The sequence below is a fragment of the Stenotrophomonas sp. EMP41 genome (assembly GCF_047495535.1).
Lineage (GTDB): Bacteria > Pseudomonadota > Gammaproteobacteria > Xanthomonadales > Xanthomonadaceae > Stenotrophomonas > Stenotrophomonas sepilia.
The window spans coordinates 981,654-995,937 of record NZ_CP179923.1 but is presented as its reverse complement, the minus strand read 5'-3'; the positions used below and the strand labels follow the sequence as shown (position 1 = coordinate 995,937).

Annotated in this window: 12 protein-coding genes; 4 read left to right on the top strand and 8 right to left on the bottom strand. The window is 68.4% G+C overall.

The features are described 5' to 3' along the window. Window positions 1–50 precede the first annotated feature (50 nt). Together ACMGRF_RS04520 and ACMGRF_RS04515 are read left to right on the top strand one after the other, a co-directional pair. Window positions 51–494 (top strand): VOC family protein, encoded by a 444-nt coding sequence (locus ACMGRF_RS04520; protein WP_049417273.1) that lies wholly within the window; start codon window positions 51–53, stop codon window positions 492–494. Next, the gene (locus tag ACMGRF_RS04515) at window positions 491–1,363 is read left to right on the top strand and encodes a DUF72 domain-containing protein (protein ID WP_049417275.1); all 873 of its coding nucleotides are present in this window, start codon (window positions 491–493) and stop codon (window positions 1,361–1,363) included. The genes ACMGRF_RS04520 and ACMGRF_RS04515 overlap by 4 nt, the downstream gene beginning before the upstream one ends. Here ACMGRF_RS04515 and ACMGRF_RS04510 read toward each other — a convergent pair. After that, on the bottom strand, window positions 1,284–1,898 hold the full coding sequence (locus tag ACMGRF_RS04510) for a Pr6Pr family membrane protein (RefSeq protein ID WP_049441404.1): 615 nt from the start codon (window positions 1,896–1,898) through the stop codon (window positions 1,284–1,286). The genes ACMGRF_RS04515 and ACMGRF_RS04510 overlap by 80 nt on opposite strands. 79 nt (window positions 1,899–1,977) lie before the next feature. Here ACMGRF_RS04510 and ACMGRF_RS04505 point away from each other — a divergent pair, with 79 nt between their 5' ends. Next, on the top strand, window positions 1,978–2,925 hold the full coding sequence (locus ACMGRF_RS04505) for a DMT family transporter (protein ID WP_049417279.1): 948 nt from the start codon (window positions 1,978–1,980) through the stop codon (window positions 2,923–2,925). 30 nt (window positions 2,926–2,955) lie between these two features. Here ACMGRF_RS04505 and ACMGRF_RS04500 read toward each other — a convergent pair whose 3' ends face one another. From ACMGRF_RS04500 to ACMGRF_RS04475, 6 genes are all read right to left on the bottom strand, one after another. Further along, window positions 2,956–4,116: an AAA family ATPase gene (locus ACMGRF_RS04500; RefSeq protein ID WP_111190904.1), complete on the bottom strand. Its 1,161-nt coding sequence runs from the start codon at window positions 4,114–4,116 to the stop codon at window positions 2,956–2,958. Window positions 4,117–4,233: 117 nt separating this feature from the next. Next, window positions 4,234–5,304, bottom strand: a complete 1,071-nt coding sequence (locus ACMGRF_RS04495; protein ID WP_111190903.1) for a sensor domain-containing diguanylate cyclase — start codon at window positions 5,302–5,304, stop codon at window positions 4,234–4,236. A gap of 134 nt (window positions 5,305–5,438) precedes the next feature. Beyond that, complete coding sequence (locus ACMGRF_RS04490) at window positions 5,439–6,161, bottom strand: pseudouridine synthase (protein ID WP_019659152.1); 723 nt, start codon at window positions 6,159–6,161, stop codon at window positions 5,439–5,441. Between the two features lie 34 nt (window positions 6,162–6,195). After that, window positions 6,196–7,860, bottom strand: coding sequence for a diguanylate cyclase (locus ACMGRF_RS04485; protein ID WP_414485675.1), 1,665 nt, complete (start codon window positions 7,858–7,860; stop codon window positions 6,196–6,198). Window positions 7,861–7,969: 109 nt separating this feature from the next. Continuing rightward, entirely contained in the window at window positions 7,970–10,393 is a 2,424-nt protein-coding gene (locus ACMGRF_RS04480; RefSeq protein ID WP_049441394.1) for a putative bifunctional diguanylate cyclase/phosphodiesterase, read from the bottom strand. A 218-nt stretch (window positions 10,394–10,611) separates the two neighbouring features. Further along, window positions 10,612–12,558: a DEAD/DEAH box helicase gene (locus ACMGRF_RS04475; protein ID WP_049413970.1), complete on the bottom strand. Its 1,947-nt coding sequence runs from the start codon at window positions 12,556–12,558 to the stop codon at window positions 10,612–10,614. Window positions 12,559–12,826: 268 nt separating this feature from the next. Here ACMGRF_RS04475 and ACMGRF_RS04470 point away from each other — a divergent pair, with 268 nt between their 5' ends. Then, complete coding sequence (locus tag ACMGRF_RS04470; RefSeq protein ID WP_014036469.1) at window positions 12,827–13,048, top strand: RNA-binding S4 domain-containing protein; 222 nt, start codon at window positions 12,827–12,829, stop codon at window positions 13,046–13,048. Between the two features lie 11 nt (window positions 13,049–13,059). Here ACMGRF_RS04470 and ubiM read toward each other — a convergent pair whose 3' ends face one another. Then, window positions 13,060–14,238 carry a 5-demethoxyubiquinol-8 5-hydroxylase UbiM gene (gene ubiM / locus ACMGRF_RS04465; RefSeq protein ID WP_180879625.1) on the bottom strand — a complete coding sequence of 393 codons (1,179 nt, stop codon included), beginning with the start codon at window positions 14,236–14,238 and terminating at the stop codon, window positions 13,060–13,062. Window positions 14,239–14,284 lie beyond the last annotated feature (46 nt).

The window sequence follows — 14,284 nt, the reverse complement described above, 5'->3', positions numbered from 1 at the left end:
GATGGTAACGGTCGCCGATGCACCCTGCCCCGTGCCATAGGAGGGGTGTCATGGGCGGGAACGGCCAACCAAGCAACGGCTCCACCATCATTCCGTGCCTGCGCTACCGCGACGCGCTGGCCGCCATCGACTGGCTGCAGCGGGCCTTCGGCTTCCATGCCCAGGCCGTGTATGCCGATGGCGATACGGTCTTCCATGCGCAGCTGACCTTCGGCAACGGCATGATCATGCTCGGTTCGGCCAACAACCAGAGCGCGTGGAGCGAACACGCGGTTCTGCCCGGAGAAGTCGGCGGCCGCCAGACCCAGAGTGCCTGCGTGATCGTCACCGATGTCGATGCGCACTATGCGCGGGCCAAGGCGGCTGGAGCGCGCATCGTCATCGACATTGCCGACCAGGACTACGGTGGCCGCGGCTACGCCTGTGCCGATCCTGAAGGCTACCTGTGGTGGTTCGGCAGCTACGACCCCTGGCGCGAGGACCACAGCCAGTGACCGCTGCCGGCCGGATGGCGATCCGCTGCGGTATCGGCGGCTGGGTGTTTCCCGAGTGGCGCGGCGGCATGTTCTATCCGGTGGGACTGCCGCAGCGCGAGGAACTGGCCCATGCCAGCCGCGCCCTGCGCTGCATCGAGATCAACGGCACCTTCTACCGCACGCCGACTGCGGCTCAGTGCGCGCAGTGGGCCGCGCAGACGCCGGAAGGCTTCCGTTTCTCGATGAAGGCGCCACGCTACCTGGTGCAGCGCCGCGACCTGTCCAGCACCGTGGAAGCGGCCACGCCGTTCCTGCAGGCGGGACTTGCACTCGGTGACCGGCTCGGCCCGCTGCTGTGGCAGTTCGATCCGCACCATCCGGCCGACGCCGATGCATTGGAAGCGCTGATGGCGCAGCTGCCGAAGCAGCTCGAGGGCGTGCCGTTGCAGCACGCTCTGGAAGTGCGCAACGCCAAGGCACATGGACCGGCTCTGGTCGCCGCCGCGCGCCGCCACGGCGTGGCACTGGTGATCGAGGACAGCGACGAGGCGCCATTGCATGGCGATGTCAGTGCTGGCTTCGTCTACGCGCGGATCAAGCGCAGCCAGGCCCGCTTGAACGAGGGCCTGCCTGCGTCCGTCCAGCAGCGCTGGGCCGAACGCGCACGACGCTGGTCACGCGGCGGGCCGGTGGACGACCTTCCCTGCCTGGCCGGGCCCGCCCCGGAGACCCCGCGCGAGGTCTACCTGCTGTGCATCGGTGCCGGCAAGGCCCGCAATCCGGCGGCAGCGATGGCCCTGCAGCGCCTCATCGACGGCGCCAGCGGTCCAGCCCCCACAGCAGGGTCCAGCCCACCACGAACACGCCCGCAACGCGCAGCACGTTGAGCAGGAAGGCCGCCAGGCCCAGGCGTTGCAGTTCGAGGAATGGATACGGCGCCTGTCCGGTCATTGCAGCGACCAGCATCGCCCAGCCGAGGTAGACCAGTGGTACCAGCAGCACGCCGCCCAGCGCGTGCCAGCGCAGCGCCCCATGCGGCAGCAGCCACCACCACCCGAGCAGGTACAGCGCCGGCACAGCGTAGTGCAGGCCGGCATCGACCCACCATTGCAGCCCGGTGGGCTGCCACAGCCCCTGCAACGCCAGCACGTAGATGCACGCGGTCACCCCGATGCACAACCCGATCACCGCGGCGACAGTGGTGTTCAGCACACCCGCACGGATCAGCCTGACGCATCCCAGGCACACCGCCAGGTTGCTGAGAATCGTGAAGTAACCAACGAAGCGCAGCGTCGCCATGCCGACCCCGGCAGCCGCCCCGGGGCCGCGTAGCAACAACAGGTATTGCAGCAGCAGCGAGGTGGCGGCCACCAGTGCAGTCAGGGCTGCCCATGCACGCAGGGCGGAGCGGTTGGCAGCCATTGCAGGGTTCCCTTGGGGGGTTTCCGCGAGCATGCCACAGTCATCGCCGACAGCCGCGCGATTGCCTCACAATAGGCCGATGAGCACACCCGATACCCGCAAAGCGCTGTGGCAGATCCATTTCTGTGTCCTGCTGTGGGGCATCACGGCCATCCTCGGCAAGCTGATCACCCTGCCCGCACTGCCGCTGGTGTGGTGGCGCATGCTGTTGGTGACGGCGATGCTGGCCCTGCTGCCGCGGGTCTGGCGCGGGTTGCGCACCCTGCCCCCGCGGCTGGTCGCCGGCTACGCCGGCATCGGCGCGCTGGTCGCCCTGCACTGGCTGACGTTCTACGGCGCGGTGAAGCTGGCCAATGCCTCGGTGGCTGCCACCTGCATCGCACTGGCACCGGTGTTCACCTCGATCATCGAGCCGTGGGTGGCCAAGCGGCCGTTCCAGCTGCGTGAGCTGGCGTTCGGCCTGGCGGTGCTGCCGGGTGTTGCGCTGGTGGTCGGTGGCGTGCCCGATGGCATGCGCCTGGGTGTGTTGATCGGCGCGATCTCGGCGCTGCTGGTGGCGGTGTTCGGTTCGCTCAACAAGCGCATGGTCAGCCATGCCGATCCGCTCACGGTCACCGCGCTGGAGCTGGGTGCCGGCGCGCTCACCCTGACCCTGCTGGCGCCGCTGATGCCCTACCTGCTGCCGGCGCTGGCCAGCCCGCTGTGGGTGGTCCCGAATCTGCACGACGGGATCCTGCTGCTGGTGCTGGCCGGGTTCTGCACGCTGCTGCCGTTCGCCCTGGCCCTGGTCGCGCTGCGCCACCTGAGTGCCTACACGGTGCAGCTGGTGACCAACCTGGAGCCGGTCTATGCGGTGGTACTGGCGGTGGTGCTGCTGCGCGAGCAGCACGAGGTCACCCCGTGGTTCTACTTGGGCGTGGCGATCATCGTCGGCGCGGTGTTCCTGCATCCGCTGCTGAACCGCCGCAAGCCGGTGCAGCATCCGGAAATCCTTGGCACGGCCGAAGCGCGCAACATCGCCGATTGAGTGCATCCACGCATGGCGTGGATGGCCGCATCAACGCTGCGGCCAATGCCAGGCCGGCGCATCCAGCAGGCCCTGCCCGCTCAACAGCGTGCGGCCCTGTTCCTTGTACAGATGCAGCGAATGGCACCCTGGCGCCTGTTCCAGCGCCGCGATCAGCCGGCTGGCGTGCGACACCACCCATACCTGGCTGCGCGCACTGGCTGCGATGATCAGCCGCGCCAGCGCCGGCAGCAGGTCCGGATGCAGGCTGGTCTCCGGTTCGTTGAGCACCATCAGCGGCGGCGGGCGTGGCGTGTGCAGCGCCGCCGCCAGCAGCAGGAAGCGCAGCGTGCCGTCGGAGAGCTCGGCCATCGACAATGGCCGCAGCAGCCCGGGTTGGTGAAAGCGCAGCGCCAGGCGTCCATCCAGCTCCTCGAAACCGACCGTGGCACCCGGGAACGCGTCATCGACGCTGCGTGCCAACGCAACCGGGTCACCGATCTCGAGGATGGTCACCCAGGCCGCCGCCAGGTCCCGGCCATCGTGATGCAGCACCGGCGTGCGCGTGGCCATCGCCGGTTGCCGCGCCGGGGCATCGCCATCGCTGCGGAAATGGTCGTAGAAGCGCCAGCATCGGATGTACTCACGCAGCGTGATCGTTTCGGGCATGCGCTGCGGATCGCCGACCTGGGTGAACAGGCTGTCGAACAGCGACAACCGGTCATCCACCAGATCCCAACCGCGCGCATGGCGCTGCCGCACCATCGCCCCGCGACGATCGACCAGCAGGTTGGCGCTGCGCAGGAACGGCCCCGCCCAGATCGCCTCGGCCTTGATCTGCGGATCCAGCGCAAACGCCGAACGGCTCGGCGGCGGGTAGCCGAGATCGATGGCATAGCCCAATTCTTCGGTAGTGAAGCCCAGCTTCAGCCCCACCGACGCCTGCCGGAGCCCGCCCTGCAGCGGAATCCCGCCAGCCGCAACCCTGCGATCGATGGATTCGGGACCTGCCCACAGCGCCGAACCCAGCCCTCCTTCGCGGGCCAGCACCGCCGCGACGCCACCCTGAGCAGTCTCGGCCAGCAGGCGCAGCGCGCGGTAGAGGCTGGACTTGCCACTGCCGTTGTCACCGGTCACCACATTCAACTGCTGCAGCGGCAGTACCAGCCCATGCAGCGAGCGATAGTGGGCGATGGCCAGGGTCTGCAACATGGTCGGCGTCCGGGAAAACAGGGCGTCATGCTGCCCGCTTTTGATCGCAGGAGCTGCGACGCGATGTGAATCGGGAAGAGCATCCACGCATGGCGTGGATCTACCGGGCGGGGCGCTTCAGCCCGCCACTTCCACCCGGTTGCGGCCATTGCCCTTGGCCCGGTACAGCGCCTTGTCGGCACGTGCCAGCGTCTCATCCACGCTTTCACCGGGCTGGTGCTGGGCGATGCCGATACTGATCGTGACCGGGAAGCCCAGTGGCAGGTCGGCCACGGCCAGGCGCAGGAACTCGCACTGAAGTTCGGCGGTGCGCAGGTCGGTTGCGGGCATCACTGCCACGAACTCCTCGCCGCCATAACGCGCCGCCATGCCACGGTCGGCAAAGTGCGAACGCAGCAGTGCGCCCAGTTCGGCCAGCACGCGGTCGCCGGTAGCGTGGCCCTGGAAGTCGTTGATGTGCTTGAAATGATCGATGTCCAGCAGCGCGACGCAGGCCTCAGCGGGCTGATCCCCGGTCGCCGCCACGGCCTCGTCCAGCGCCGCTGCCATCGCGCGGCGGTTCGGCAGGCCGGTCAGCGCATCGGTGCGGCTCTGCTCGGCCAGGTCGGCGTTCTGCGCCAGCAGCACGTCGTGGTACTCCGACAGCAGGCGCTCGTAATCATCGCGTTCCAGCATGTGGTTCTGGATGTCCAGCGCGAAACGGCGCAATTCCATCACCAGCATCACCTGCCGCGACAGTGCGGCCAGCGCCTCGGCCTTGTCGCTGGCCAGGTGCTGCGGCTGTGCGTCGAACACGCACAGCGTACCCAGCGGCAAGCCGTCGGAGCTGATCAGCGGCGCGCCGGCATAGAAGCGGATGTGCGGATCGCCGACCACCACCGGATTGTCGTGGAAGCGCACATCCTGCAGCGCATCCTCGACCACCATGATCTGCTGCGGCTGCAGGATGGCATGGCCACACATCGATTCGCTGCGCAGGTTTTCCGCCGCATCGATGCCCTGGATCGACTTGAACCATTGCCGTTCGACATCGATCAGGGTCACCGCCGCCATCGAGGTGCCGCAGACCGCCTTGGCGATCACCACCAGGTCGTCGAAGGATTTTTCACGCTCCGAATCAAGGATGCGGTAGCGATACAGCGCCTCGAGCCGAAGGGCTTCGTTGGCGGGCTTGTCGGGCTTGATCATGCAACGTCACGTTCCGGCAGGTCACTGCAAAGTCTAGCTGACGCCGGTGCGTAATCCGCACAACGGGTAGTGCCGGCCGCTGGCCGGCATCCCGGATACATCGCGCGCCCAATGCAGCCGGCCAGCGGCCGGCACTACCAGTCCAGCTGCTTCGGCAGCAGGCCCTGCAGCTCCTGCTCGGTCAGGTTGCGCCACTGGCCCGGCTTCAGCGCGCCAATCTTGATGTTGTCGATGCGCACGCGGCGCAGCTGGGTCACGCGATAGCCGAACTCGGCGGCCATCAGGCGGATCTGCCGGTTCAGGCCCTGCTGCAGGGTGATGCGGAAACCGAACTTGGCGATGCGCGAGGTCTTGCACGGCAGCGTCATCTGGTCGTGGATGCGCACGCCCCGGGCCATGCCGCGCAGGAACTCATCGGTGACCGGCTTGTTGACCGCCACCAGATACTCCTTCTGGTGGCCGTTCTCGGCACGCAGGATCTGGTTGACGATGTCGCCGTTGCTGGTCATCAGGATCAGGCCTTCGGAGTCCTTGTCGAGGCGGCCGATCGGGAAGATGCGCTGTTCATGGCCGACGAAGTCGACGATGTTGCCCTTGACCGACGTCTCGGTGGTGCAGGTGACGCCGACCGGCTTGTTCAGCGCGATGTAGACGTGGCGGCGGGCGCCGGGCTTGCGGGCCACGCGCGCGCGCAGCGGCTGGCCGTCCACCAGCACCTGGTCTTCCTCGCCCACCACCGCGCCGGTGCCGGCCGGATGGCCGTTGACGGTGACCCGGCGGGCGGCGATCAGGCGATCGGCCTCGCGGCGGGAGCAGAAGCCGGTGTCGGCGATGTGTTTGTTGAGTCGGGTGGTCATCGCCCTATTATCCGGCATCGCCGCCCGCCGCGCTTCATGCCAGGCCGGGTGGATCGAGTTCTTCGCCGTCGAACACCCGGTTGCGGCCGGCACGCTTGGCCACGTACATGGCATGGTCGGCCCGGCGCAGCAGCGCGGCGAGATCGTCCTCGCCCGGCCGCCACTGCGCCAGGCCGATGCTGGCGGTGACCTCCAGGCCGGGCACCTGCAGCGCCCCGGCCGCTTCCGTGATGTGCTGGCGCAGGCGATCCAGGCGCGCCGACGCCGCCTCCCGCGGCATGCCCGGCATCAGCAGCAGGAACTCTTCGCCACCCATCCGCACCACCTGGTCCTGGCTGCGTACCGCGGCACGCAATGCGCGTGCCACCGCCACCAGCACCTGGTCCCCCACGGCGTGGCCATGGCGGTCATTGATGTCCTTGAACAGATCGATATCGAGGAAGCCGATCACCAGCGGGCCACGCTCGCGGTCAACCCGCTCAAGGTGGCGGGCCAGCTGCTGCAGGCCGGCACGGCGGTTGGGCAGGCCGGTCAGGCCATCGGTCTCGGCCAGCTGGCGCAGTTCATCGCGCTGCTGGCGCAGGCGGCCCAGCCGCTGGTTCAGTGCGTAGGCTGCCATCATCAGCAGCCAGGTCACCGCCAGCTGCAGGGCCTCCACGCGGTATTCCAGCAACCACGCCGCGCGGCAGGCGTCGGCCAGGATCAACACCAGCATCGGCGCCAGCGCCGCCAGCCCCGCCTGCGCCCAGCGGTCACCGCGCAGCCGCGCCCACACCCCGACCATCAACGCCAGGCCACAGCCCAGCAGATAGGACACCTGCAGGCCCTGCGCCACCCAGGCCAGGCTGTCCCATGGCAGCCAGGGCACCAGTGCAGCCAACACCAGCAATCCCCAAAGCGCCAGCAGCTGGAACGGACGCGAACGCGGCAACAGGCGATCACCGCCATTCAGCCGCCACAGCGCCGGCAGCACCAGGGCCTGCGTGGCCGCAGTCAACGCCAGCAGCCACCAGGCACCGCGCTCGCCCACCGGCAGCCAGGGTTCCGGATAGCCGCTGAGGCCACCGAGGATGGCCTGCCACAGCACCAGCACGGTGGTACCGGCGATGTAGACCAGGAAACTGCGGTCGCGGGTGGTGAGGAAGGCCATCAGTGCCGACAACGCCAGTGCGATCGCCACGGCGATGCAGGCCGCGCGCACCAGCAGGCGGGCGGTATCGTTCTGCTGCACGGGACTGGGCGCACCCAGCCGAAGGGTGGGTACCCAGCGCGCCTTCAACGGCGTCTGCCACGACACCAGGAAGGGATCGTGACTGCCCGCTGGCGGCACCGCCACCAGCCCGACGCCCGCGCGGAAGCGTGAGTCTCGGGTACGGGCATCGTGCATGTTGCCGCAGATCTCGCGATCGCCATACTGCACGCGGACTTCGCCAGCGAACACATTGAACACGTCCAGGGCCTGCGGTTGCCCCGACCAGCCGCCCGGCGGCGCAGGCACCTTCACCTGCTGCCGGTGACCGGCCAGCATGCCCGGCGTGCATGCGCGATGTGGAGTGGGTTCATCGGTGGCTGCGCCGACCAGCAGGTAATCGCGGCCGGCTTCGGCGGCGGCGGCCCACAGTGGCCACGGCGTTGCCAACCACACCAGCAGCACGACCAGCACCGCCCCTGTTCCGTACTGCCACTGCCTGCCGCCCACGCCACGTCCTGTTCCTGCTTACGCCCGCGCCCACTGCGCGTCGCCCCTGGCGGGCATTATCGCAGCCGCGGCTGCAACGCATGTGTAGACCAAAGTCGCCGCAGAGCATTCAGCCTGCGGCGGGAGGACCTTTCACGGCCACCAGGCGCACCGGCCGCAGGTCGGCCAGGGTCATCCGTTCCAGTGGCTGCGGTCGCTCGACCGCATAGCCCTGCAGGCCCTGCACCCCAAGCCGGGTCAGCGCGGCGGCGACTTCGGCGGTCTCTACCCATTCGGCCACCACCTCCATCTGCAGCTCGCGCCCCAGTTCACTGATCGCGCGCACGGTGGCGTGGCTGACCGGATCGGTATCCATGTCGCGCACGAAGGCCCCGTCGATCTTCAGGATGTCGGCCGGCAGCTGGCGCAGGTAGCCGAACGAGGACAGCCCGGAGCCGAAATCGTCCAGCGCCATCCGGCAGCCGCGCGCCTTCACCGCATCGATGAACGCGCGCGCCTGGCTGAGGTTGCTGATCGCGGCGGTCTCGGTGATCTCGAAGCACAGCTTGGAGGCCAGCGCGCGATTGCGCTCCAGCAGGTCGCAGACGAAGGCGAGGAAGCCGGGCTCGGCGATCGACTGCGCCGACACGTTGACGTTGCACAGTCCCAGCTGCCGCACATGCGCCGGGCATACCTGCAGGTGCCGGAACAGCAGGCCGAGCACGTGCCGGTCCAGCGCCACGGCCATGCCATAGCGCTCCACCGCCGGCATGAACTGGCCCGGCAGGTGCAGGCTGCCATCGCTGCCGCGCATGCGCACCAGCACCTCGTAGTGCAGGTAGCTGGGATCGCCGACGCGTGCGATACGCTGCGCGTACAGCACCATGCGGTTCTCGGCCATGGCCAGGCTGACGCCCTGCAGCCGCTCGGCTTCCCGGCGCCGTTCCTCCAGCGCCATGCGGTTCTCGTTGAAGCAGTGCACGCGGTTGCGCCCGGCCTGCTTGGCCGCATAGCAGGCACTGTCTGCGGCGCTCATCAACCAGTTCACATCCGGTGCATCGGCGCTGACCTCGACCACGCCGATGCTGCAGCTCAACTGCGGGCTGCCCTCGCTCACCGGGAACGTCGCCTGCCCCAGATTGCGGATCACCCGCTGCAGCACGCGCTTGGCCTCGTCCTGCCCGGCATGGGCGAGGAACACCGCGAACTCGTCCGCACCCAGCCGGCCCACCCAGTCACCATCGCGCACCGCCGCCACCAGGTAATCGGCGAAGCTGCGCAACATCTGGTCGCCGGCGGCATGGCCGAAGCTGTCATTGACCAGCTTGAAATGGTCCAGGTTGATGTAGCACAGCGCGTGCGTGCCACCTTCGCTGCGCACCTGCAGCAGCGCGCGTTCCAGCAGGCGTTCGATCTCGCGCCGGTTGATCAGGCCGGTCAGCGGGTCGTGGCTGGCGTGGTGCTCGATCTCGCGCGCCAGTGCATGGTTCTGGCTCACGTCTTCGATGATCGCGAACACCGACAGGCCGCCGCCGGCGCTGCGCACACCGGTGCCGCTCCAGCGGCCCCAGACCAGGCTGCCATCACGACGGCGGAAGCGCAGTTCGCTCGGGCGCAGCTGGCGGTCCCAATCGATGCGCCCCACCCCGTCAATGACCAGCTCGCCGTCCATCAGCAGGTCAGCCAGCGACAGCTGCAGCAGCACGTCGCGGCGATGATCGAGGATGTCGGCCATCGCCTGGTTGGCCTCGATCACCTTGCCTTCGGTATCGAGCTTGAGCATACCGACGTTGGCCTGGTAGAACGCTGCGCGGAAGCGGCTCTCGTGTTCGGTCAGGTCCTTGCCGACGCGGCGCGCCAGGGCCACCGCCATCAGGCTGATCGCCAGCACCGACAGGCCCGCGACCATCAACGTGGCCAGCCTCACCAGCGTCGCCATCCGCAGCAGCGCCTGCGAGAACGCCTGGCTCTGCACCTGCATCCGGCGGTCGAGATCACGCAGTTGCTGCAGGTACTGGTCACGCGTGGCCGCCGGCAAGGGGCCACCCTCGTGCCGCCGCTGCAACTCATCGACCAGGCCCTGCAGCGCCATCAGGTCCCCGTCGGTCTGCCGCCATAACGCGGTCGCTTCGCGGAAGGCACCGATATCGCGCGCGTAGCGGAACGAAAACACCAGGCGCGGAATGTCGGCGTGCGCGTTGCCACCCTGCAGGAAGCCCTGCCGGGCCTTCTCTTCGTCAGGCTCCGCCTGTTCCAGCGCCAACCGCGCCTGCAGATCGCCCAACGGCACCTGCAGAGCCCGGCGTGCGTCGTCCAGATCCTGGCCATTGCCGCGCGCCAGGTAGCGGCTGAGCGCGGCGGTCGTATCCTGCTGACCACGCGACCAGTATCCCTGGCCGGCGATCCAGGCGGTGGAGGCCGCCTGCAGTTCCTGGATCAACGCCGACAGTGCGACCAGTCCGATCGCCATGCCGGTCAACAACGCGAATCGCAGTCCCAGCCCCCGGGTCATCGGCACCCGCCGGCTCTTTTGGTCCGTGCCACTCCTACCCATCCCGGATCCCCCCGAATGTGCCGCGGTGACAACCTCCTTTGGAACCGGCCCAGCCTATGACCGGCAATGTGTTGACCATGCGAAAAAGGGGACGGAGGGGATTAAGTCGTTTTCGGCATAAGCGCATGGCCTGCCATATACGACTTAATCCCCTCCGTCCCCTTTTCCTGTACGCCAGCCCGGGGGCTGGCGTTGCTCTGGACGGCTGCGGGTGCGGCTTAGAAGCTGCGCGGGCCGCGCGGCTTGAAGCCATCACGACGTGGCGGGCGGCTGTCGCGGTCACCGCCGCGGTCGCCCCCATGGCCACCCGGACCACCCGGGCCGCCACGACGCGGGCCACCCGGGCCGCCCGGACCACGCTTGTCGAAGCGCGGCTTGAACGGGCGCGGGGCCGGGTTGGTGTCTTCACCCGGAGCCAGCGCACGCATCTGCAGCTGCTGGCCGGACACCCAGACCTTCTGCAGGTGCGACAGCACGTCCGGCGGCATCTGTGCCGGCAGGTCCAGCAGCGAGAAGTCGTCGTGGATGTCGATGCGGCCGATGAAGCGGCTTTCCAGGCCGGCTTCGTTGGCAATGGCGCCGACGATGTTGGCCGGCTTCACGCCATGCTGGTGACCGACCGAAATACGGTAGGTCTCCATGCCCTGCTCCGGTGCACCACGCGGCGGAACCTCACGGCGCGGACGCTGTTCAAAACCACCTTCGGCGTCGTCACGGCGCGGGCCACGCTCGAAGCGCGGACCCCGCTCGTTGCGGTCGAAGCGATCGCCACGCTCCGGGCGGTCGCCACGGTCGAAGCGCTCGCGCGGCGCGCGCTCTTCACGCGGGGCACGCACCGGCGGCTGCAGCAGGAACGGGGTATCGCCCTGCAGCATCCTGGCCAGCGCGGCGGCGATCTCGATGGCCGGCACGTTCTGCTCGTTCTCGAAGCGCTCCAGCAGCTGGCGGTAGAAGTCCAGGCCGCCGGCGCCGAGGGTTTCGCTGATGCGCGAGGTGAACTTGTTGATGCGGGTGTCGTTGACCGCTTCCACGCTCGGCAGCTGCATCTCTTCGATCGGCTGGCGGGTGGCGCGCTCGATCTGGCGCAGCATGCCCTTCTCGCGCGGGGTGGCGAACAGGATCGCCTCGCCGCTGCGGCCGGCACGACCGGTACGGCCGATGCGGTGCACGTAGCTTTCGGTGTCGTACGGGATGTCGTAGTTCAGCACGTGGCTGATGCGCTCCACGTCCAGGCCGCGCGCGGCCACGTCGGTGGCGACCAGGATGTCCAGCTTGCCTTCCTTCAGCATGGCGATGGTGCGCTCGCGCTGGGCCTGCTGCATGTCACCGTTGATGGCGGCAGCGGCCAGGCCACGCGCCTGCAGCTTGCTGGCCAGTTCTTCGGTGCCGGCCTTGGTGCGCGCGAAGATGATCATCGCGTCGAACGGCTCGACTTCCAGGATGCGGGTCAGCGCGTCCAGCTTGTGCATGCCGCTCACCCACCAGTAGCGCTGGCGGATGTTGGCCGAGGTGGTGGTCTTGGCCGCGATGGTCACTTCCACCGGGTCCTGCAGGTAGGTCTGAGCGATGCGGCGGATCTGCGGCGGCATGGTCGCCGAGAACAGGGCCACCTGGCGCTGCTCCGGCAGCTTCTTCAGCACGGCTTCGACATCGTCGATGAAGCCCATGCGCAGCATTTCATCGGCTTCGTCCAGCACCAGGGTCTTCAGCTCGGACAGGTCCAGGGTGCTGCGGTCCAGGTGATCGATCACGCGGCCGGGAGTACCGACCACGATGTGCACGCCACGGCGCAGGGCCGACAGCTGCTGGCCGTACGGCTGGCCGCCGTACACCGGCAGCACGCGGAAGCCCGGGATCTTCGACGAATAGGACTGGAACGCCTCGGCAACCTGGATGGCCAGTTCGCGGGTCGGCGCCAGGATCAGGGCCTGGGGCTTGATCTGCTGCAGGTCGATGTTGGACAGTACCGGCAGTGCGAACGCAGCGGTCTTGCCGGTACCGGTCTGGGCCTGGCCCAGCACGTCGCGGCCTTCCAGCATCGCCGGGATGGTGGCGGCCTGGATCGGCGACGGGGTTTCGTAGCCGATGGCGGTGACCGCCTGCATCACGGGCTCGGACAGGCCGAGCTGCGCGAACTGCAGCGGCGCTTGGGAATCTTGGGACATGGGGAACTCCGAAGGCACTGCCGTCTTCCTGGCAGTGCGATAAAAAGGGTGATGGTCCGCGCTTTGGGCGCCCTTCTTATCGCGTGCCCTGGCGCTGCTCGGTCGGAGGAGATTTCACTCGCTCAGAGCGGAATGATACCGCATTGATCCTGAACGAGGCGTACAGCTTTCCATGCGCGTGCCGTCGTGCCCCGTGCTGGCGCACAATACGTGCCCGCTCCCCGGCCCGGCCGCTGGCCTGCGCCCTCTTTCCAGGACCCCTCGCTCCATGCAGATTCTCGAATTCGACCTCGACGGCGACTACGTCGAACTCAAGCAGCTGCTGAAGCTGGCCGACCTGGTCACCAGCGGCGGCGAGGCCAAGATGGTCATCAGCGAGGGCCAGGTGCGGGTCGACGGTGAGGTCGAACTGCGCAAGGCCTGCAAGATCCGCGCAGGCCAGGTGGTCGAGTTCGCCGACAGCCAGATCCGCGTGCTGGCCGCTGGCTGATCCGAGAATGTTCAGGCTACGCGCTGGGTCAGGTGCGAGGCAATCAGCTGCCTGAACGGTGCCACGCCCTGCGCCACGCGCAGGCCCGCGGCCCGCAGCAGGCGTGCCGGGCGACGATCGTCGGTGTACAGGCTGGCGATCGCGTTGGTGGCCTCGTACAGCGGCCGAGACGCAAACCGATGACCGCGTTGGTAGCTGGCCAGCACGCCGGCGGCGGCGATGTCGGCACCGCGCCGCTGCTGCGCGACGATGCCCTGTGCCAGCCGCTGCGCACTGGCCAGTCCCAGGTTGAAGCCATGCGCGGTGACCGGATGCATGCCCACCGCCGCATCGCCGATCAGCGCCGAACGCTCGCCGACGAAGCGGTGCGCGTACACCCCCACCAGCGGGTACGCCTGCGGCGTGGCCACCGGCTGCATGCGGCCCAGGCGATGCTCGAAGCAGGCACTGATGGCCTCGCCGAAAGCCACCTCGTCCATCGCCAGCAATTCTTCGATCTGCCGCGGCGGCAGCGTGATCACCGCCGATGCCTGGCCCTCGTTGAGCGGCAGCAGCGCCATGGTGCGGCCGTAGCCGAACCACTCCCACGCAGTGTGGTGATGGTCGCGCTCGACCTGCATGCGGCACACCAGCATCGACTTGCCGAAGTCGCGCATCTGCGCACCGATGCCAAGCATGCGGCGCGTGGCGGAGAAGCGGCTGTCAGCCGCGACCAGCAGGCGCGCGTACAGTTGACTGCCGTCATCGAGTCTGACCACGTGGCCCTGCGCATCGGCCTGCACGCCCAGCACCTTGCGCCCATCGAACAGCTCCAGCCCATCCTGGCCCTGCACGGCATCCCAGGCGGCGCGGCGGATCAGATGGTTGGGCACCAGCCAGCCCAGCGGCTGACCATCGGCCTGGCTGCTGGCAAAGGTCAGCGCGAACGGCGAGCCGCCGTTCATCACCCTGGCATCGCGCAGCTCGGCGACTTCGGCCTGCGGCAGGCGCTGCCACAGCCCCAGTTGCTCCATGCTCTGCCGCGAGGCATGGGTCAACGCGATCTCGCGGCCATCAAAGGCGGCGTCGGCCAGGGCCTGGCGCGGCTGAACTTCGACCAGCCCGACCTGCAGGCCACTGCCGGCCAGCGCACGCGCGAAGCACAGGCCCGCCGGTCCGGCGCCGACCACCACCACGTCCATCCTGCGCATGCGCGCCTCCTGCCGTTGATTCAGTCCGGGCCAGCATAGCGCCGCG

Bases quoted from the DNA above. Each gene is read 5' to 3' on its own strand.
- ACMGRF_RS04520 (WP_049417273.1), top strand. From the start codon at position 51: ATGGGCGGGAACGGCCAACCAAGCAACGGCTCCACCATCATTCCGTGC.
- ACMGRF_RS04510 (WP_049441404.1), bottom strand. From the start codon at position 1,898: ATGGCTGCCAACCGCTCCGCCCTGCGTGCATGGGCAGCCCTGACTGCA.
- ACMGRF_RS04505 (WP_049417279.1), top strand. From the start codon at position 1,978: ATGAGCACACCCGATACCCGCAAAGCGCTGTGGCAGATCCATTTCTGT.
- ACMGRF_RS04500 (WP_111190904.1), bottom strand. From the start codon at position 4,116: ATGTTGCAGACCCTGGCCATCGCCCACTATCGCTCGCTGCATGGGCTG.
- ACMGRF_RS04495 (WP_111190903.1), bottom strand. From the start codon at position 5,304: ATGATCAAGCCCGACAAGCCCGCCAACGAAGCCCTTCGGCTCGAGGCG.
- ACMGRF_RS04490 (WP_019659152.1), bottom strand. From the start codon at position 6,161: ATGACCACCCGACTCAACAAACACATCGCCGACACCGGCTTCTGCTCC.
- ACMGRF_RS04480 (WP_049441394.1), bottom strand. From the start codon at position 10,393: ATGGGTAGGAGTGGCACGGACCAAAAGAGCCGGCGGGTGCCGATGACC.
- ACMGRF_RS04475 (WP_049413970.1), bottom strand. From the start codon at position 12,558: ATGTCCCAAGATTCCCAAGCGCCGCTGCAGTTCGCGCAGCTCGGCCTG.
- ACMGRF_RS04470 (WP_014036469.1), top strand. From the start codon at position 12,827: ATGCAGATTCTCGAATTCGACCTCGACGGCGACTACGTCGAACTCAAG.
- ubiM (WP_180879625.1), bottom strand. From the start codon at position 14,238: ATGCGCAGGATGGACGTGGTGGTGGTCGGCGCCGGACCGGCGGGCCTG.